13 protein-coding genes are annotated in these 20,429 nt (G+C 65.7%); 7 read left to right on the top strand and 6 right to left on the bottom strand.

Going from position 1 to position 20,429, the window contains the following annotated elements; translation table 11 throughout:
• Positions 1–30: 30 nt before the first annotated feature.
• From PMN64_RS23860 to PMN64_RS23830, 7 genes are all read left to right on the top strand, one after another.
• A complete protein-coding gene (locus tag PMN64_RS23860; RefSeq protein ID WP_411782391.1) occupies positions 31–1,659 on the top strand; it encodes an AMP-binding protein in 1,629 nt (542 codons plus the stop codon).
• Positions 1,660–1,674: 15 nt separating this feature from the next.
• Positions 1,675–2,889, top strand: a complete 1,215-nt coding sequence (locus tag PMN64_RS23855; RefSeq protein ID WP_411782390.1) for an ABC transporter substrate-binding protein — start codon at positions 1,675–1,677, stop codon at positions 2,887–2,889.
• Positions 2,890–2,933: 44 nt separating this feature from the next.
• The gene (locus tag PMN64_RS23850) at positions 2,934–4,067 is read left to right on the top strand and encodes an NADH:flavin oxidoreductase/NADH oxidase (RefSeq protein WP_411782389.1); all 1,134 of its coding nucleotides are present in this window, start codon (positions 2,934–2,936) and stop codon (positions 4,065–4,067) included.
• A gap of 2 nt (positions 4,068–4,069) precedes the next feature.
• Entirely contained in the window at positions 4,070–4,921 is an 852-nt protein-coding gene (locus PMN64_RS23845) for an IclR family transcriptional regulator (protein WP_411782388.1), read from the top strand.
• A gap of 230 nt (positions 4,922–5,151) precedes the next feature.
• Entirely contained in the window at positions 5,152–6,219 is a 1,068-nt protein-coding gene (locus PMN64_RS23840) for an acyl-CoA dehydrogenase family protein (RefSeq protein WP_411782387.1), read from the top strand.
• Positions 6,220–6,249: 30 nt separating this feature from the next.
• Positions 6,250–7,410 (top strand): acyl-CoA dehydrogenase family protein, encoded by a 1,161-nt coding sequence (locus PMN64_RS23835; RefSeq protein WP_018269158.1) that lies wholly within the window; start codon positions 6,250–6,252, stop codon positions 7,408–7,410.
• Positions 7,411–7,450: 40 nt separating this feature from the next.
• Positions 7,451–8,251: an enoyl-CoA hydratase/isomerase family protein gene (locus PMN64_RS23830; protein ID WP_028341859.1), complete on the top strand. Its 801-nt coding sequence runs from the start codon at positions 7,451–7,453 to the stop codon at positions 8,249–8,251.
• 173 nt (positions 8,252–8,424) lie between these two features.
• On the opposite strand, the gene PMN64_RS23825 is transcribed toward PMN64_RS23830, so the two are convergent.
• The 6 genes from PMN64_RS23825 to PMN64_RS23800 form a co-directional block, all read right to left on the bottom strand.
• Positions 8,425–9,180, bottom strand: a complete 756-nt coding sequence (locus PMN64_RS23825; protein ID WP_411782402.1) for an acetate--CoA ligase family protein — start codon at positions 9,178–9,180, stop codon at positions 8,425–8,427.
• On the bottom strand, positions 9,164–10,540 hold the full coding sequence (locus tag PMN64_RS23820; protein WP_411782386.1) for an acetate--CoA ligase family protein: 1,377 nt from the start codon (positions 10,538–10,540) through the stop codon (positions 9,164–9,166). Before PMN64_RS23820 ends, PMN64_RS23825 begins: the two co-directional genes overlap by 17 nt.
• Positions 10,541–10,819: 279 nt before the next feature.
• The gene (locus PMN64_RS23815; protein WP_028341861.1) at positions 10,820–11,575 is read right to left on the bottom strand and encodes a hypothetical protein; all 756 of its coding nucleotides are present in this window, start codon (positions 11,573–11,575) and stop codon (positions 10,820–10,822) included.
• A gap of 2 nt (positions 11,576–11,577) precedes the next feature.
• The gene (locus PMN64_RS23810; RefSeq protein ID WP_028341862.1) at positions 11,578–12,372 is read right to left on the bottom strand and encodes an enoyl-CoA hydratase; all 795 of its coding nucleotides are present in this window, start codon (positions 12,370–12,372) and stop codon (positions 11,578–11,580) included.
• A gap of 138 nt (positions 12,373–12,510) precedes the next feature.
• Positions 12,511–13,716, bottom strand: coding sequence for an ABC transporter substrate-binding protein (locus PMN64_RS23805; RefSeq protein ID WP_253606127.1), 1,206 nt, complete (start codon positions 13,714–13,716; stop codon positions 12,511–12,513).
• 158 nt (positions 13,717–13,874) lie between these two features.
• Entirely contained in the window at positions 13,875–20,405 is a 6,531-nt protein-coding gene (locus PMN64_RS23800; protein ID WP_411782385.1) for an Ig-like domain-containing protein, read from the bottom strand.
• Positions 20,406–20,429 lie beyond the last annotated feature (24 nt).

Raw genomic sequence — 20,429 nt, 5'->3', positions numbered from 1 at the left:
CAGCGGCCGTCAGAGGGAAGTTTCGCCACGATGTACACCGTGTTCAGCACGTTCGCTGCGACATCCGATGCGGCAGCGTTCAAACCCTTTCTCTGCATTCCCGCGCGTCCCGACCGCGCATACTTTCCCGATGGCGTCGAACTGTCCTATGGCGCCATTGCGCGGCAGGTCTGCGCATTGCGCGATCAGTACCGCGCAGCAGGCTTCGGCCACGGACACCGCGCCTGCCTGCTGCTGGAGAACCGGCCCGATTTCATCGTGCATTGGCTGGCGCTCAACGGCCTCGGCGTCTCGATCGTTCCGATCAACCCGGCCTATCGCGCGGCGGAAATCGCGTACCTGATCGCGCATGCCGAGCCTGACCTGATCGTCACGCTGGCCGATCAGAAGGAATTGCAGAAAGCGTTGACCGGCGACGTTCCGCTGCTCACCGTCTCCGGTGACGATCTCGGCGCCGGCATCGAGAAAGTCCCGCCGGCCAGGCGGCCACCACCGCACGCCGGCGAGCCGGGAAGCGAGACCGAGGCTGCGCTGCTCTACACGTCAGGCACGACGGCGCGCCCGAAGGGATGCATCCTGACCAATGAATACGTGGTCTCGACCGGCCGCTGGTACATCAGCCACGGCGGCGAGGCGACGTATCATGCAGGAACGGAGCGCCTGTACAGCCCGCTGCCGCTGTTTCACATGGCCGGCCTGACGCTGACCCCGATCGCGATGATGCTGACCGGCGGCTGTCTGATCCTGCCGGAACGCTTCAACGCGAAACATGCCTGGCGCGACATCGTCGCGTGCCGGGCAACCGTGCTGCATTATCTCGGCGTGATCGTCGCGGCCCTGCTGGCGCAGCCGGAGACGCCGGACGAGAAAGCCCATGCGCTGCGCTTCTCGATGGGCGTCGGCGCCAATCCCGAGCAGCGCGCGCGGGCTCGCGAACGCTTCGGCATCCCCTTCGTCGAAGGCTGGGGCATGACGGAGACCGGACGCAGTCCGTTCAACACGGTCGAGCCGCGCCATCTCGAGACCAACACGATCGGCCGCAGCGTGCCCGGCCTCGAAATGATCATCCTCGATGCCGACGGCAATGCGCTGCCGCCAGGCGCAGTCGGTGAGCTCTGCGTGCGCCATTCGGAAGCGACGCCGCGGCGCGGCTTCTTCTCCAGCTATCTGAAGGACCCCGAGGCCACCGAGCAGGCCTGGCGCGGCGGCTGGTTTCACACCGGCGACAGCGCCTGGCAGCACGAGGACGGCGCCTTCGTGTTCGTCGACCGGCTGAAGCATCTGGTCCGGCGCGCCGGCGAAAACATCTCGGCGGCGGAGGTCGAGGACGTGCTGACGACGTCGCCTCTGGTCAAGCAGGCGGCGGTCGTCGCCGCGCGCGATCCGATCCGCGACGAGGAAGTTGCGGCCTTCATCGTGATCAACGACGGCACCGATGCTTCACGCGTACTCGCGCAAGATATCTTCCATTTCTGCCGCGAACGCCTGGCGGCGTTCAAGCTGCCGGCGTGGATCGCCTTCGTGGCCGAGCTGCCGCTGACCTCGACCAACAAGATCCAGAAGCACGTGCTGCTCGGCGCGGACAGGGATCCGCAGTCGCATCCGGGCATGATCGACCTGCGGCAAGACAAGACCAACGCCATAAGGCAATCGAACTAGAGGAAACCAGGGACAATGACATCGAGATACGGATGGATCGCCGCGAGCGCTGCAATCCTCTCAGTCGCCTTCGCCGCGCCATCCCACGCGCAGATTTCCGACGACGCGGTGAAGATCGGCGTGCTGACCGATCAGGCCGGCCTCTACGCCGACGCCGCCGGCCCCGGCGCGGTCGAAGCGGTCCGGATGGCGATCGCGGATTTCGGCGGCAAGGTCCTGGGCAAGCCGATCGCCATGGTCGATGCCGACCATCAGAACAAAGCGGATGTCGGCGCCGGCATCGCGCGGCGCTGGTATGAGCAGGAGAATGTCGACGTCATCGTCGACTTCGCCAATTCCGCCGTCGCTTTCGCCGTGCTCGAGCTCACCAAGCAGAAGAACAAGGCGATGCTGGTGTCGTCGGCCGGCTCCTCCGATCTGACCGGCAAGGGCTGCTCGGCGAATTCGGTGCAGTGGACCTACAATACCTATGCGCTCGCCAACAGCACGGTTCGGGCGCTGGCCAAATCGGGGGCCAAGAGCTGGTACTTCGTCACGGTCGACTACGCCTTCGGCCATGCGCTGCGCAACGATGCGGCCAGGACCGTGGAGAAGGTCGGCGGCAGCATCGCCGGCGAGGTGCGGCATCCGCTCAACAGCATGGATTTCTCGTCCTATCTGCTGCAGGCCCAGAGCTCGAAGGCTGATGTGATCGCCTTTGCCAACACCGGCGGCGACCTCGCCAACTCGATCCGGCAGGCGCAGGAATTCGGGATGGCGCACACGCAAAAGCTCGCAGCCTTCCTGATGCAGACCAGCGACATCCACGCGATCGGTTTGCAGGCAGCCCAGGGGCTGCAGCTCGCGACCGCCTTCTATTGGGATCTCGACGACAAGACCCGCGACTTTGCTGCGCGATTCATGGCCAGGACCAAGAAGCGGCCGACCATGGTGCAGGCCGGTCTCTACTCCGCGGTCATGAACTATCTCAAGGCGGTCGAGAAATCCGGCACCGACGACGGTCCTAAGGTGATCGCGCAAATGAAGGACATGCCGATCGACGATTTCTTCGCTCGCAACGCATTCCTGCGCGAGGACGGCCAGCTGATCCACGACATGTATCTCGTGCAGGTGAAGTCGCCGGCCGAATCCAAGGGCGCCTGGGACTACGAAAAGCTGGTTCAGGTCATCCCGGGCAAGGAGGCGTTCGCGACGCCCGAGGAGAGCGCCTGCCCGCTGCTGAAGAAATGATTGCCCGCATGAATCCGCAAACCACAAGCAAGGTTGGACACCAAATGACCGAGCTGCCGCTGCTTTTCACCCCGCTGCAACTGCGCGACCTCGAACTGAAGAACCGGATCATGGTCTCGCCGATGGCGACCTATTCGGCGCGCGAGGGGCGCGCCACCGATTGGCACACCGCGCATATCGGCAAACTCGCCGCCGGCGGCGCCGGTCTCGTGTTCGTCGAGCAGAGCTCGGTGAACACCCAGGGGCGCATCACCCATGGATGCCTCGGCATCTGGGACGATACGCACATCGCGGACCACGCCGCCCTCGCCGCGCTGATCCACAGCCTCAACGCCAAGGCCGCGATCCAGATCGCACATGGTGGCCGGAAGGGCTCGTCGCAGCGGCCGTGGGAAGGCGGCAACCCGCTGGGTGAGGCCGACATCAAGGCGCGCGGCGAAGGGCCGTGGCAGATCGCCGCCTCGAGCGGCATTCCCTTCAACGACGGCTGGCCCTCACCGCAGATGATGACGTCAGAGCAGATCGATGCCCTGGTCGACGACTATCGCCGGGCGTTTCGACGCGCCAGGGCGGCCGGCTACGACGTCATCGAGCTGCATTGCGCGCACGGCTATCTGATGCACTCGTTCCTGTCGCCGCTGGCGAACAACCGCAACGACGAGTATGGCGGATCGCGCGAGAACCGCATGCGCCTGCCGCTGCGGATCGCGGCGATCATGCGCGAGGAATGGCCGGACCATCTGCCGGCCTTCGTCCGCATCTCGTCGGTCGACGGCGTCGACATCGGCTGGTCGATCGAGGACTCGATCGCGTTTGCGGTCGAGCTGAAGGCGATCGGGATCGACATGGTGGACTGCTCGTCGGGCGGCATGAAATTGCCGCGCGGCAATTCGCTGGTGTCGCGCACCCCCGGCTTCCAGGTGCCGTTCGCCGAGCGCATCCAGAAGGAAGCCGGCATGCCGACGGTCGCGGTCGGGCTGATCCGCGAACCGGACTACGCCGAAGCCATTTTGCGGGACGGCAAGGCGACGCTTATTGCGCTCGGCCGCGAACTGCTGTGGAATCCGAACTGGCCCGCGCAGACGGCACTTGCGCTCGGATGCGATCCGGAGTGGACGAGCTGGCCCGAGCAATATGGCTGGTGGCTGAAGCGGCGGGTGGCGCAGCAGGGACGATAGCGATGCCGGTGGCGAAGAAGGATGTGGCGAAGCCCGGCGCAGCCGCCGGCCCGCGGACTTTCGATCGCCCCGATTTCCCCGGCGATACCTCGCGCGACCTGCCGAAGATGGACAATGCGGTCAAGTCGGCGCGGCGCGTGTTCGATGTGCTCGAATTCTTCGAGGAGCACCAGCGCGCCGCTTCCGCGATCGAAGTCGCGGCCGCGCTCAAGTTCCCGCAGTCCAGCACCTCGGCGTTGATGCGAACGATGACGGCGTTCGGCTATCTCCACTATGACACCAGCCGCCGCACCTATATCCCGACGCCGCGGATCTCGATGCTGGGGCACTGGCTGAGCCCGGCGTTGTTCACGAAAGGACGCCTGGTCAATTTGATGGAAGAACTCTCCGCGCGGACCGGAGAGACCATCATGCTCGCGGTGCGCAACGGGCTCAGCGCGCAGTATGTCCATATCATTCAGGCCAAGCTGCCGATGCGGCTGTATGTCAAGGCCGGAACGCTGCGGCCGCTGGCGCGATCCGCATCGGGTTACGCGCTGTTGTCGGCCTATCCCGACAAGGAGGTGCGCCGCCTGGTGCGCCTGATCAACGCCAACGAGACCCGGCCCGATCGGCAGGTCGACGTCAAGGCGCTGCTGCTGGAGCTGAAGAAGGTCCGCGCCAAGGGGCACGCCTTCTCGCTCGGCCTGGTCACGCCGGGCGCGGGCGCCGTCGCCATGAACCTGCCGCCATCAGCGGAATCGAACGAACCGCTGGTGCTGTGCGTCGCCGGATTGAACGACGCGCTGGTCACCCAGGAGACCGAGTTCGCCGACCTGATGCGGAAGGCGATCGAGTTTCATCTGGCGGACTGAACAGATGTCGCCGGCCAGTTTGCACGTGTGCGAGGCATACAAACAGGGACCATCGAAAGTTCACAATGCGGAATTCGTGCAAAGCGTCCGGCTTCATGCCATCCGCGCAAGTGGCCCTGCGGGCAGCGCTTGTCACGGCTATGGCTTTTCCGCATCATTGAGCGCAAGACACCAACGCAAGCAGGGCATGGCCGAACGGCCAGCCCGAGCCAATCAACACGAGGAACGCTGTGGCGGAGAGTGAGAACATCGTCGCCGAGACCGCGGAAAAGATTTTCGCCGATCTCGCGGATGCCCAAACCATCAATCACGACAAGCAGGGCGCATGGAAGGCGCCGCTGTGGCAGGCGCTGACCGAAGCCGGCCTGCCGCTGTCCTGGGTGCCTGACGATCTCGGCGGTTCCGGCGCCAGTCTCGCCGAAGGTTTTAGCGTGCTCACCGTCGCCGGGCGGCATGCGATCGCTGTTCCGCTGGCCGAAACAATGCTGGCCGGCTGGCTGCTGACGCAAGGCAAGATCACTTCCCCGGAAGGCGAGATGACCGTGCTGCCGGCAAGCCCGAAGGACCGCGTCACGCTCAACGCCGACGGCAGCCTCTCCGGCCGCGCCCGCGGCGTGCCGTTTGCCAAGGACGCAAAACATTTCGCCGTGCTGGCTGATGGCAATGGCGGCGTGTCGATCGCGCTGGTCGATGCCGCGAAGGGCCGGATCGAATCCGGCATCGGGCTCGGCGGCGATCACAACGACACCGTCACGCTCGACAAGGTGCAGCCGGTCACGACCAAGCCGGCGCCGAAGGGTTTTGACCAGACCACGCTGATGCTGATGGGCGGCGTGGTGCGCAGCCTACAGATCGCCGGCGCGCTGGAAGCGATGCTCGACATCTCCGTCCGCTATTCCAACGAGCGCGTCGCCTTCGAGAAGAAGATCTCGAAATTCCAGGCGGTGCAGCACAACCTCGCCCGGCTCGCCGGCGAAAACGCCGCGGCACTCGCCGCCGCGACCTCGGCCGCCGACACGATCGTCAGCGCCAAGTCGCTCGATACCGACGCGGTGTTCCTCGAAGCGGCCTCGGCAAAAATCCGCTGCTCGGAAGCGGCGGAGAAAGGCAGCGGCATCGCGCACCAGGTGCATGGCGCGATCGGCTTCACCATCGAGCACATCCTGCACCGCTATTCGTTGCGGGCGCTGGCCTGGCGCGACGATTTCGGCTCGGAGAGCTACTGGGCGGTCGAGCTCGGCAAGCTCGTCGCGAATCGTGGCGCCGATGAATTGTGGCCGCTGGTGGCTTCGCGCTGAGATCAGGCAGAAAGATCAGGACTGGACATCATGACTGCAGCCCTTCGTTTCGATCCGATCCGCCTGCCGGAAAAGTGCGAGCAGCTCCGCAAGGAGGTGCGCGCCTTCCTCGCCGAGGAAATCGCCGCCGGCACTTTCGATCCCCACGCGCCGAACCGCGAGGACAATGACGCGCCGGAATTCTCCCGCCGCGTCGGCGCAAAGGGCTGGCTCGGCATGACCTGGCCGAAGAAATACGGCGGCCAGGAGCGCTCGTTCCTCGAGCGCTACGTGGTGACCGAGGAGATGCGGGTGGCGAACGCGCCGACCCGGCGCTTCTTCGTCGCCGACCGCCAGAGCGGGCCGGTGCTGCTGAAATACGCGCCCGAGCACATCAAGATGGACATCCTGCCGCGGATCTGCCGCGGCGAGGTCTGCTTCGCAATTGGAATGAGCGAGCCGAACTCCGGCTCCGACCTGTTCGCGGCGAAGACCCGCGCGACCAAGACCGACGGCGGCTATCTCATCAATGGCACCAAGATCTGGACCTCGTCGGCGCACATCGCCGACTACATGATCGCGATCTTCCGGACCTCGCCGCCGACCAAGGAAAACCGCCGCCACGGCCTGACCCAGTTCCTGGTCAAGATGAAGCAGCCGGGCATCCAGGTGAATCCGATCGGCCAGATCACCGGCCAGTTCGAGTTCAACGAAGTCGTGTTCACCGACTACTTCGTGCCCGACGATCACGTGCTGGGCGAGGTCGACGGCGCCTGGAAGCAGGCGACGTCGGAGCTCGCCTATGAGCGGAGTGGTCCCGAGCGTTTCCTCGAGACCTATTACGTGCTCACCGAGCTCGTGCGCGCGGTCGGCAAGAACCCGGACACCCGCAGCGCGGAGGGCATCGGACGCCTGGTGGCGCAGGTGCACACCATGCGCCGCATGTCGGTATCGGTCGCGGGCATGCTGCAGGCCGGCAAGGAGCCGGTGGTGGAGGCATCGATCGTCAAGGACATCGGCACGGTGTGGGAGCAGCAGCTGCCGCATCGGGTGCGCGATCTCGCCGCGTTCGTCGAGGAGACCGCGACCAACCGCGAGACCCTGGAAAAGCAGCTCGATTTCGCCATCAAGACCGCGCCCAAGTTGACGATCCAGGGCGGCACCACGGAAGTGTTGCGCGGCATCATCGCCCGCGGACTTGGCCTGCGCTAGCCGCGCGGGCTCGCCTGCGCTAATTCAACGAGGACAGATCATGACCAAGTACACTGATATCGGCGTCGAAACCCACGGCCATGTCGGCCTGATCGAAATCCGAAAACCCCCGCTGAACTTCTTCGACGTCGCGCTGATCAACCAGATCGCCGACGCGCTGGAGGAGTTCGACAACAATATCGAGATCCGCGCCTCGGTGCTCGCCGCCCAGGGCAAGGCGTTCTGCGCCGGCGCCAATTTCGGCGATCCGGCCCGCCAGGAGCAGGAGGAGCGCGCCAAGAGCGATCCGGCTTCCAACCTGCCGATCAACCATCTCTACGTCCAGGCGGTGCGCATCTTCCGCAACAAGAAGCCGATCGTCGCGGCGATCCATGGCGCCGCGATCGGCGGCGGCCTCGGCCTTGCCGTCTCCGCCGACTTCCGCGTCGCCTGCCCCGAGGCGCGCTTCTCGGCCAACTTCACCAAGCTCGGCTTCCATCCGGGCTTCGGCCTGACCGCGACGCTGCCAGAGCTGATCGGCAAGAACAATGCCGAGCTGATGTTCTACACCAGCCGCCGCGTCACCGGCGAAGAGGCCTATCGCTGGGGCCTCGCCAACGTGCTGGTGCCGCAGGACCAGGTGCGCGCCGAAGCCATGAAGCTCGCGCAGGAGATCGCCGAATGCTCGCCGCTCGGCCTGGTCTCGACCCGCGCCACCATGCGCGCCGGCCTCGCCGACCGTGTGCTCGCCGCGACCAACCATGAGCTCGCCGAGCAGACCAAGCTGCGCGCGACCGAAGACTTCAAGGAAGGCGTCAAGGCGACGGCCGAACGCCGCGTCGCCAACTTCAAGGGGCGGTGAGGCCTTTCTCTCTCAACGGCCGTTCTCTCTCAACATGGTCGTCCCTGCGAAAGCAGGGACCCATACGCCGCGGCCAGCGAAAAGGGCACAAGCGGCGTTACCTTGCTCCGCCAACACCATTCGGTGGTTATGGGTCCCTGCTTTCGCAGGGACGACGGTGGGGAGATAGTACGCTAACCCCTCGGCACCACCAGCGCGTCGACGATCGTCACGCCCTGCCCTTCCGGGTGCACCAGCACCGGATTGACCTCGATCTCGGCGATCTCGCCTCGGTGCTGCGCCGCCAGCACCGAAATCTGCGAGATCAACCGCACCAGTGCCGCGACATCCGCCTTCGGCGCGCCGCGGAAGCCGTGCAGCAGCGGCGCGGCCTTCAGCGTCTCCAGCATCGTGGCCGCTTCAGCCGCGCTCACCGGCGCGGGGCGATAGGCCACGTCCTTGAACAGTTCGGTGGTGATGCCGCCGAGCCCCACCATCACCATAGGCCCGAAGGTCGCGTCCAGCATGGTGCCGATGATGATCTCGACGCCTCGCCTCGCCATCGGCCCGACCAGCACGCCCTGAATTTCAGCGCCCGGCCGCTGCTTCTGCACCGTCTCCAGCATGTCGCGATAGGCCGTGAATGCCGCACCCTTGGCGGCGATGTTGACGCGGACGCCGCCGACCTCGCTCTTATGCGCGATCGCGGGCGACTGAATCTTCATGACCAGTGGAAATCCGGCGCGCTCGATCGCAGCGTCGAGCCCGTCGCGGTCGGTCACCAGCACCTCATCCGGCAGCGCAATGCCGGCCGCGCGCAGCAGCGATTTGCTGTCATATTCGGACAGCGTCTTCGACGTGAGATGCCGGGAGAGATCGTGCGCCGGCGACGCTGATGCCGCGATCTCCGGTGCAGGCTTGAAGCCGGCATAATCAGCCAGCCGCCGCATCGCGACGCCGACATGGGTCAGCCCCGAGAGCACTACGACGCCCGACTTGGCAAGCTCCTGCCGCGCGAATTGCGACGGCAGCGTGTAGGAGTAGAACACCACCGGCTTGTTCTGCGCCGCGATCACTGGCTTCAGCCTCGGCTTCCTTGAACGGCATCCGCGTCTCGCTCGACAGCGACAGCACGACCAGCGTCGCGTCCACTTCATCAGACGTATCGAACAGCTCGATGCTCTTCTGCAGCCCGCCGGAGGAGACGCCCTGCGCGGTGACGTCGACCGGATTGCCCGCCGCGCCGTAGGACGGCATCCATTGCTTGATCTGGCTCTGGATCGCGGCTGAAAGCTCTGGCACCCGCAGGCCCTGCATCGAGACGGTATCGGCGCCCCAGATGCCGGCGCCGCCGGACACCGTCAGCACCGCGACGCGATCGCCCTTCGGCAGCGGATTGGTGGTCAACACGGCAGCAATCGTCACGGCCTCGTCGAGATCGTTGGACACGATGAAGCCGTATTTCGCGAACACCGCATCATAGGCCGCCGACCAGCCCGCCATGCTCGCGGTGTGCGAGGCCGCCGCGCGCTCGCCGGCGCCGGAGCGGCCCACTTTAGTTACGATGACGGGCTTTTTGAGCTCCGCCGCGCGCTTGGCCGCCACCAGGAACTTGTCGACGTCGCGGATACCCTCGATGAACAGCAGGATCACGTCGGTCGAGGCATCCTGCACCATGTAGTCGAGGAACTCGCCGGCGCCGAGATCGCTCTCATTGCCGGCGCTGACGACATAGCTGAGCGCAACCCCGAGCGCCTTGGCGCGATGATAGATCGCAAAGCCGATGCCGCCGCTCTGCGCGACAATGCCGATGCGCCGCTTGCCGGCGACCAGATCGGGTGCCTCCGGCTTGACGTCGACGGTCGGGCTGAAGGTCGCGGCGACCTTCTGCGCCTGGCTGTAAAACCCTTCCGCGTTGGGCCCACTGATCCGCATCCCGGTCCGCTTCGCCAGCGCCACGATCGCGTCCTGCATGTCAGCGCTGTCGCCGCCCTCTTCGGCAAAGCCGGACGAGATGATGACCGCATTCTTCACACCGGCGGCCGCGCACTGCTCCAGCGCCGGCAGCACCGCACGGGCGGGAATGACGATAACGGCAAGATCGATCGGCGCGCCGATCTCGGCGACCGACTTGAAGCATTTCAGCCCGTCGATCTCGTCATAGTTCGGATTGATCGGATAGAGCGCGCCGGGATAGCCGTTCTTGCGCAGCATCGCGAGCAGCCGCCCGGGAATCTTCTCGTGATCGCGCGAGGCGCCGATCAGCGCGATGCTTTTTGGGGCGAAGAAGGTATCGAGCGGATGCGGCATGGGGGCGTATTCCCGATTGTTATTGTTGCGCTCGACGATATTGAATCGTCGCCGCTAGCTCAACCGCCCTTCCCGTCATCCTGAGGTGCGAGCGGAGCGAGCCTCGAAGGATGGACGGCCACCAGCCGGGCCGTGCATCCTTCGAGACGCGCTGCGCGCTCCTCAGGATGACGGGAAATAAAGACACATAGCCCGGATCGTGCGCAGCGCAATCCGGGAACGCTCCATCCGCGAAGAGCGCGGCCCCGGATTTCGCTTCGCTGCATCCGGGCTACGAAATCACGCCGTCAGCTTGAACGTCACGCCGCAGAGCAGGAACTCGTCGCCCTTCACCGCACAGCCTCTGGCTTTCGCGGCCTCCAGCACCTTCGCCTTGTCGGCGACCTTGAACGTCAAGCCGCTCATGATCTCGCTGTCGCCCTTGACGAAGCGGAAGGTGCCGTTCGGCAGCTTCACCACGGTACCATCGGCGGGAATGCCGATGATCCTGCCCCAATGCGCCGCCAACCCCTCAGGCTCGGGGCTCTGCATCTCGACCTCGGTCAGCGACAGCGTCGTGTCCTTGCGGATCGACTTCTGCCAGTCCGGGCCGGCCGGCGGATACGGTCCCAACACGTCGTCGCTGCCGTCGGTGTGATTGAACTCGATGAAGGCAGCGCGGCAGTCGCGCGGGTGCAGTTGCACGCCGTGATACGGCGCGTGCGTGATCACGTTGGCGGTGCGCACGCCGATCGCGTTGGCCTTGGCGCCGCGCGCGTCGGGATCCTCGCACGTGAAGATCGCCATATAGCCGCCGCGGCCGCCGGTCTTCTCGATGAAGCGGCCGGCCGCCGTGCCCGGCCCCGGCTGGAACGGCGCCACGACTTCGAGCAGGATTGTATCGACCGGCAGCAGCGCATTCTCGAGGCCGTATTTCGCGACATTGCCGTCGCGATAGCAGACATCGAGGCCCATGATCGCGGAGATGTCCGCGATGACAGGCGCAAGCTGCGGTGCCACCAGGCAGATCTGCCGCAGCCGCATGTACTCGGCCATGGTTACTGCCCCTGGAAGGTGGGCTTGCGCTTCTCGACGAAGGCCTTGGCCGCTTCCTTGTGGTCGGTGGTCTCGCCGGCACGCGTGTGGTGGATCGCCTCGCCGTCGAAGCAGGCTTCCAGCGTCATGGTCTCGGCATTGTTGATGTTGCGCTTGATGTAGCCGAGCGCCACCGACGGCCCCTGCGCCAGCGAGCGCGCCAGTTCCAGCGCCTCGGCCTCGACATCGGCATCGGGCACCACCTTGGAGACCATGCCGAGGTTGTAGGCTTCCTGCGCCGACAGCACCGGCGACATCATGTAGAGCTCGCGCGCTTTCGCGCTGCCGAGCATCTTGGTCAGGAAATAGGTGCCGCCGTAATCGCCGGAGAAGCCGACCTTGGCGAAGGCGGTGGTGATCTTGCAGGAGGCGCTGGCAACGCGGAGATCGCAGGACAGCGCGATCGAGAGGCCCGCGCCGGCCGCCGCGCCGTCGAGCTGCGCCACCACCGGCTTCGGCATCTGGTGCAGGATGCGCGAGACCTCCATGCCGCGGCGCAGATTGGCCATCTTGGCCTCGAACGGCAGCGGTGCGCGTCCTTCCGCCATCGACTTGACGTCACCGCCGACGCAGAAGGTGCCGCCGGCGCCCCTGATCAGCACCGCGCGCACCTCGGTATCGTCCTGCGCGCGCCGCGCCGCCTCGACGAGGCCGCGTGTCATGTCGGGATTGAGCGCGTTGCGCCGATCGGGACGGTTCATGGTGATGGTGAGCAGGCCCTTGTCGAGGGATTGGAGGACCATCTGATTATCGCTCATGGCGTTTTGCCTTTCGTTGTTGTTGGTTGTTGCCACGTCGTTCCGGGATGGTGCGCTAGCACCAGACCCGGAACCTCGAGATCCCGGGTTCGATGCTAACGCATCGCCCCGGGATGACTGCGTGACTTCGTCACTTCGTCACTTCTTCACAAGCGGGCAGCGCGACTCCGACAGCGGCTGGAAGGCCTGGTCGCCCGGCACGGTCGCCACCAGCTTGTAGTCGTCCCAGCGGCCCTTCGATTCCGACGGCTTCTTGACCTCGAACAAATACATGTCGTGCACCATACGGCCGTCCTCGCGGATCTTGCCGTTCTTGGTGAACATGTCGTTGATCGGGGTCTCCTTCATCACCTTCATGACGGCGGCCGCATCGGTGGTGCCGGCGGCCTTCACCGCCTTGAGATAGTGCGTCACCGAGGAATAGACGCCGGCCTGTGCCGAAGTCGGAACCCGCTTGGTGCGTTCCATGAAGCGCTTGGTGAAGGCGCGGCTGTCGTCGTTGAGATCCCAGTAGAAGGCTTCCGCCAGCAACAGGCCCTGCGCGGTCTCGAGCCCGACGCTGTCGATGTCGGTGACGAAGGCCAATAGCGGCGACAGTTTCTGGCCGCTCTTGGTGAGACCGAATTCCGCCGCCTGCTTGATCGCGTTGATGGTGTCGCCGCCCGCATTGGCAAGCCCGATCACCTTGGCCTTCGAGGCCTGCGCCTGCAGCAGGAAGGATGAGAAATCCGAGGTGTTGATCGGATGCCGTACGCTGCCGAGCACCTTGCCGCCCGACTTCACCACGACATTGCTGGTATCCTTTTCCAGGTCCTGGCCGAACGCGTAGTCCGCGGTGAGGAAGAACCAAGTATCGAGACCGGATTTCACCGCGGCAAGGCCGGTCACATTGGCCTGCGCGAAGGTGTCGAACACGTAGTGCACGGTATAGGGGCCGCAGGCCTCGTTGGACAGGCGGATCGAACCCGGACCGTTGAACATGATGATCTTGTTGCGCGCCTTGGCGATCTCGGCAGCGGCGAGCGCGGTCGCGGATGCTGCGACGTCGAAGATCATCTCGACGCCCTGGTTGTCGATCATGTCGCGGGCGATGTTGGCGGAGAGGTCGGCCTTGTTGAGATGGTCGCCGACCACGATCTCGACCTTGCGGCCGAGCACCTCGCCGCCGAAATCCTCCACCGCCATCTTGGCGGCGGTTTCGCTGCCCGAGCCGGTGATGTCGGCATAGAGGCTCGACATATCGAGGATGCCGCCGAGCTTCAGCGGAGGCTTGTCCTGCGCCAGCGACGCATTCGCCGAGATCGCAAACGCACAGGCCAACACGCCGGCCAAAACTCGTCTCATTCCAATCCTCCCTTGCAGCGCGGACCTCGTTCCATCAGGTCCGTTTCGAGGGCCGGATCATGCCGCATGGCCTGCACTGCAGCAAGCCGCAGCGGCAGCAATCTGTTTTCCGCTAAGCGGAATGAAGCGCCGCGCCGGAGCTTCCGGCCGCGCTGCGATCAGAGATGAAAGTCGGGAACGGTCTGATGGGGCGTTCCCGCCGGCAGGCCGAGGAACAGGTACTGCATGCCATAATGTCCGGCGAATGCCGATGCCGTTGCATCCATGATGATGCGACCGCCCAGATCCAGATGCAATTCCGGCCGCGTAATGGCGCCGAGCGTGTAGGCCGGCACGATGGTCTCGTTGATGTGCAGGGCGTCGAAGACGGCGGACACCGCCGAAAGCGAGGCCGCATTGCCGGCCAGGTCGACGACATCGGCGCCATTGGCGGCGAAGCCGGTCACGGCCAGCGAGCCGGCGCGATCGGTCGACGACACGACATGATCGAACACCAGCTTCGAGGAATCGCCGAGCAGCGCCGTTGCCGCGGCGTCGTAGATAGCGGTGCCGCCATCGTTCAGCGTCAGGCTCGGCGTGCCGCCATTGACGTGCACCGCCTCGTTGAAGCCGACCGTCAGCTGGACCAGCGAACCCGGCGTCGCGACGCCACCGGAGGGCGTCGCGGTGATCCCGGTGAGATGAGGCGCCGTGGTGTCGAGGGTGAAGGTCAGGCTCGACGACGCGCCGACATTGCCGGCGGCGTCGACCTCCTGCACCGTCACGGAATGCACGCCGTCGGTCGTAAAGACCGGCGCCGTCGTCGAGAAGCCCGACGCGCCGTCGGCCTTGTAGCGCAGCGTGTCGGCCGCATCGAACTTGGTGTAATCGATCAGCGCATTGCTGGTGATGTGGTCGGCGCTGGAGACGCCGGTGTCCCGGTGCAGCATTAGCGTCGGCGCCGATGGCGCCTTGGTGTCGCCGGTGAAGCCGATCGCGTTGCTTGCTCCGCCGGCATTGCCGGCGATGTCGGTGTAGCTCGCCCCGGCAACCGAAAGATCGGCCGACAGATGGTCGGTGACATCGGCCGTGAAGGTCGCGGTGTAGATATCGTGGCCCGCACCGTTGATGCCGACATGGACGAGGCTGCCCAGCAGGCCGCCATGGACGGTGACGTCGCCAAGCCCGAAGCCTGCGACCGCCTCGGAGAAGGTGAACGTCATCAACGCGGCGTCGCCGGCGTGCAGCAGAGTGTGATCGGCCGCCACCGATACCGTCGGCGGATGCGTGTCGCCACCGATCGTCGCGGTATTGCTCGCCGCGCCGGTATTGCCTGATACGTCGGCATAGCTCGCGGCGGTGACCCGGATCGAGCCCGCCACGACGTCGTTGATATCTGGCGTGAAGGTCGCGGTGTAGACGTCCTGCCCCGACATGTTGAGCCCGACATGGACCAGATTGGTCACCGTGCCGCCGACGACGACGGTATCGCTGAGCGCAAAGCCCGCGACCTGCTCGGAGAAGGTGAAGGTGACAACCGAAGTCTGGCCCGAAACTACCGTGCTCGGGCTCGCGGCAACCGACACCGTCGGCGCCCTGGTATCGCCGGTAAAATTGATGCTGCCGCTCGCCGCACCGGTATTGCCGGCAATATCCGTATCGCTCGCAGCCGTGACCTGCACCGAGCCCGCTTCAGTGTTGCTTTCGTCCGGCGTGAAAATTGCCGTGTAGACGTCCTGGCCCGATGCGTTGACGCCGACATGGACCAGATTGCCCAACGCCCCGCCATGCACCGTGACGTCACCGAGCACGAAGCTCGCGATTTGTTCGGAGAAAGTGAACGTCACCAGCGCGGTCTGGCCCGCCAGCAGGGCGTTACGGTCAGCCGCGATCGACACCGTCGGCGCCAGCGTATCGCCGCCGATCGTGGCGGTGTTGCTTGCCGCGCCGGCATTGCCGGCCACATCACTGTAACCGGACGCATTCACCTTCACCGAGCCGGTCTCGGTGTCGCTGACATCGGGCGTGAAGGTCGCGGTGTAGACGTCCTGTCCAACGCCGTTGAGCCCGACATGCACGAGATTGCTCAGCGCGCCGCCATGGACGGTGATGTCGCCAAGGGCGAAGCCCGACACGGCCTCCGAGAAGGTGAAGGTCGCGACCGAAAGGTCGCCGGCCAGCACCGTGTCGGGATTGAGGGTGACGGAGACCGTCGGCGCCAGCGTGTCACCGGTGAAGTTGATGGCGTTGCTGGCGGCGCCAGCGTTGCCGGCCGTGTCGCTATAGCTCGATGCGTTGACCTGCACCGAGCCTGCCTCGGCGTTGGTGACATCGGGCGTGAAGGTCGCGGTGTAGATGTCCTGGCCGGCGCCGTTGACGCCGACATGGACAAGGCTGCCTAGCACGCCGCCGCTGACGCTGACATCGCCGAGCCCGAAGCCTGCGACGGCCTCGGAGAAGGTGAAGGTCACGACCGCGGTCTGACCGGCGAGCAGCGTGCCATGGTCAGCTGAAACCGACACGGTCGGCGCCTTGGTGTCGCCGGTGAAGCTGATCGTGTTGCTCGACGAGCCGGAATTGCCGGCCGTATCGCTATAGCTCGATGCATTGACCTGCACCGAGCCAGCCTCGGCATTGGTCACGTCGGGCGTGAAGGTCGCGGTGTAGACGTCATGCCCGGCGCCATCGACCCCGACATGGGTGAGATTGCCCAGCGTACCGCCCTGGACGGTGACATCACCCAATCCAAAGCCGCCGACGGCCTCGGAGAAGGTGAACGTGACAACCGCGCTATCGCCGGCAGTCAGCGTGGTGTGATCGGCTGCAACCGCCACCGTCGGCGCCTTGGTATCGCCGGTGAAAGTGATCGCGTTGCTTGCCGCGCCGGCGTTTCCGGCGCTGTCGCTATAACTCGATGCGTTGACCTGCACCGAGCCCGCCTCGGCGTCTGTAACGTCGGGTGTGAAGGTTGCCGTGTAGATGTCCTGGTGCGCGGCGTTGACGCCGACATGCACGAGGTTGCTGAGCGCGCCGCCGCTCACCGTCGTGTCCATCAGCGTGAAGCCGGTGACCGCCTCGGAGAAGGTGAAGGTGACGGTCGAGGTCTGCCCGGCCAGCAGCGCGGTCGAGCTCGCCGCAACCGACACAGTCGGCGCGATCGCGTCGATCACGAGATGCAAATCGGTCGCCGCATGGGTCACGTCGGCGTCCTGGCCGCCGGGATCCCTGATCGTGCCGCCGTTGAGCGAGAGGCTCTGCACCTGCAAATCAGACGTGCTGTCGCCGTCCTGCACCGTGTAGCTGAACACCAGCGCCTGCGAGCCGCTGCCGCTGAGATAGGTCGCGGCCTTGCCGTCATTGAGCAGCAATTCGGGCGCGCTGGTCACGCTCACCGTGTTGCTGAAGTTGACGGTGATGGTCACAACCTTGCCGGCGTTCAGGATCGTGAGATGATCGGTGGTGTCGGAAGTGACCGAGGCGATGCTTGCCTGCGACCGGATTTCCAGATGCGGCGTCGCCGAGCCATCGGAACCAAGAAGCAGCGAGCCGGCCGAGGCGCCGGCGCCAAAGCTCAGGTTCAGCGCGGCGAGCGTTGTGCCGCTGCCGCTCTTCACCAGCAACACGCCGTTCGCATAGGACAGGGTGGCCGTGGCATCATAGGCGATGTTGCCGAAGTCGATGGTATCGCCGCCGGCAAAGCCGGTGATCGACGTGCTGAACGAGGTGCCGGAGAATGCCGCGGTATCGAGCACGAGTTTTTCGGTGCTGCCGTCGGTGAAGGCGACCGCGCCGGTTCCCGCCGCGCCGTTCGCCGCCAGCTCGAGGATCGAGCCCTTGATGACGGTACCGCCGGAATAGGTGTTGTGCGCGGACAGCACGAGGCGGCCGCCGCCGGTCACCTCGACATCACCAGGCGTCGCGCCATCGGAGATGACGCCGCTCTGGGTGACGGTCTCGCCGGCCGCGACATTGAAGACCGGATCGCCGGCGACGGTGATGTTGCGGGTCTGCGTGAAGCCGTCGGTGAAGCTGATGCCGGTGCCGTCGCCGAGCTTCAGCACGTTGGTGACCGCGCCGAGATTGACGTTGGCCGAGATCGATACCCTCGTGCCGGTGCCGCTGACCGTGGTGTTGCCGGTGTAAGTATTGTTGCCACCGAGAATGACGGTGCCGCCGCCGCTGATGACGAGGCCGCCGACACCGGCATTCGCACCCGTGCCGCCATTGCCGCTCTGGTCCGCGATGTCATTAGCGATAGTCAGCGTCTGGCCGCTGCCAGGCGTGAAGCTGAGATTGCTGTTGCCCTGGATGAAGATGCCGGACCCGATGCCCGAGCCGCTGGCCTGTCCGATGCCGTTGGTGCCGCCCTTGACGGCGTCGAAGCCAGAATCGTTGGAGAGCGAGCCGCCCTTGATGGTCAGCGAGCCGCCTTCCTGAACAAAGACGGTGCCGCCCGCGCCAAGGCCGCCACCGCCGCCCGGCGCGCCGTTGCCGCCGCCGAAGCCGCCGACACCGCCGATGCCACCGCCGCCACCGAAGCCACCGTCGCCATTGTAGCCGCCGCCACCACCGAAGCCGCCGTTGCCGCCATCGCCACCGCCGCCGCCGAAGCCGCCATTGCCGCCATCAGCCCCGTTGCCGCCGCCGACACCGCCGCCCGGACCGTAGGGTGCGCGGACGCCGCTGCCGATCCACCCAGCCGCGCCGCCGCCTCCACCGTTGGCGCCGCCTGCTCCGCCATACCAGTAAAGCTCGGTCCCGCCCCCGATCGAGATCAGGTAACCGTCGCTCCCTTTGCCGCCCCCAGCGGTGTTGGGGATAATGCCGGGCGAACCGCTTCTAAAGAGATCACTGTCCGCGCCCTGAGCGCCGAGGCCGATACCGCCGCCGCCGCTGCTTCCGCCGCGTCCGCCCATCCCGCCGCCGCCGCCGTAGCCGTAGCCGGAGCTGATACTGCCAGTGCCGCCGGCACCGCCGTTGCCGCCGATCGCCGCGCTGTTGTGGAAGGTGACGTTGTCGATGGTGGCGCTGCCGTTCGACGAGACGAACAGCGCGCCGCCGAGCCCGGCGCCACCGCCGCCACCGCCGCGGACGACGCCGCCGCCGGCGGCCACCGTGTTCTGGATGGTCAGGTTCTCAAGATTGACGCTACCCGCATAGACGAAGAAGCCACGCTGGGCGTTGAGGCCGTCGATCGTATGCGTGCCGCCGTGGCCGTCGCTGCCGTTGATCGTGACGCTCGATCCGCTCAAGAGATTGAGCGCGTACAGTTCCGACATCAGGCTGAAGTTCGCCGTGATGTTGATTGTGTAGTTGGCATTCGGCGCGGCGTTCTGCCCGCCGGAATCCATCTGCAGGATGGCCGCGTTGAGCTCGGCGACGTTGGAGACATTGAAGACGCGCGTCGAGACGACCTGCACGATCGTTCCGCCGTTGGCATCCTGCGAGAGCTGAAAACTGGTCCCGGCGCCGACGCCGGCAAGGGTCAGCGTATCGGTCGTGGTGCCGTTCGAGATCGAGAGCGTGTTGCCGGACAGGCTGACCGTGTTGAGCGACGGATTCTGGGTGTTGTACTGCAGCCCGGTCAGATCGATGAACTGGCCGGGATTGAAGTTCGCGATCGTGTTGGTGAACGCATTGCCGCTCAGCGCGGCGTTGTCGATCTTCAGCGTGCCGGCGATGCCGGTCGTGAACGAGATGTTGCCGGTTCCGGCGGCGCCGGCCGCGGTGAGCCACACCGTGCCCGAATAGATCGTCGTGCTGCCATAGGTGTTGGCGGCATGGCCAAGCACGAGCGTACCGCCGCCGTCGACGCCGAGATTGCCGCTGCCGGTGACGAGGGCGGTGTCGGAGACGGTCTTGCCGTTCGCGATCGACAAGATCGAATTGCCGCTGACCGAGAGCGTGTCGTCGAAAGTGCCGCTCGATGTCAGCGACAGATGCGCGCTGCTCAGACCGAACGTCCCGGTCAGCCCGGCGAGCTGTCCCATCCCGAGCTGCAACGTGCCGGCGCCGGACAGCATGAACGTACCGGAGCCGCTGATCGAGCCGGTGTCGGTGATCGTGCCGGACGAGATGTCGAAGGTGCCGCCATTGGCGGTGAGCTGAATATCGTGCGTGAAGGTGTAGCCGCCGGTCGTGGTCAGCGTACCACCATTGAGGATCAGCGCGCCGGCCGAGCCGCCGATATTGTTGTCGGCTGTGATCGAGACGATGTTGCCGCCGTCGATCTGGGTGCCGCCGACGTAAGTGCTGGCGCCAGTCAGCGTCAGCGTGCCGCCGCCGGAGACGACCAGCTTGCCGGTCGTGCCGCTGCCGCTGATGCCACGTTCGTCGGCGATCGTGTCAGCTATCGTGAGCGTCGTCGATATCGTCGGCCCGCCCGCGAAGGGGGAGGAGATGGTGTGCGTCGGCGTGACGACCATCGTGCCCTGGATGAAGATGTCGCCATAGGCGGAGCCGTTGCCCGCACCATTGGCACCGGTGCCGCCGGTCTCGGTCGCATCCATCAAGGTGCCGCCGATCACGGTCAGCGTGCCGCCTTGCTGAACGAAGATGTCGCCGCCGGCGCCAAGGCCGCCGCCACCACCGCCGGCCAGCGAGCCGCTGCCGGCGCCGAATCCGCCGGTGCCGGGCGTGCCGTTCGAACCGCCGCCACCGCCGCCGAAGCCGCCATTGCCGCCGGTATGCGCGCTGTCTCTTATACACATCTCCGAGCCCACGAGACTTAGGAT

The organism is Bradyrhizobium sp. UFLA01-814, from assembly GCF_046718885.1.
Lineage (GTDB): Bacteria > Pseudomonadota > Alphaproteobacteria > Rhizobiales > Xanthobacteraceae > Bradyrhizobium > Bradyrhizobium elkanii.
The sequence above is the reverse complement of the archived record's forward strand: the minus strand, read 5'-3'. Positions and strand labels throughout refer to the sequence as shown.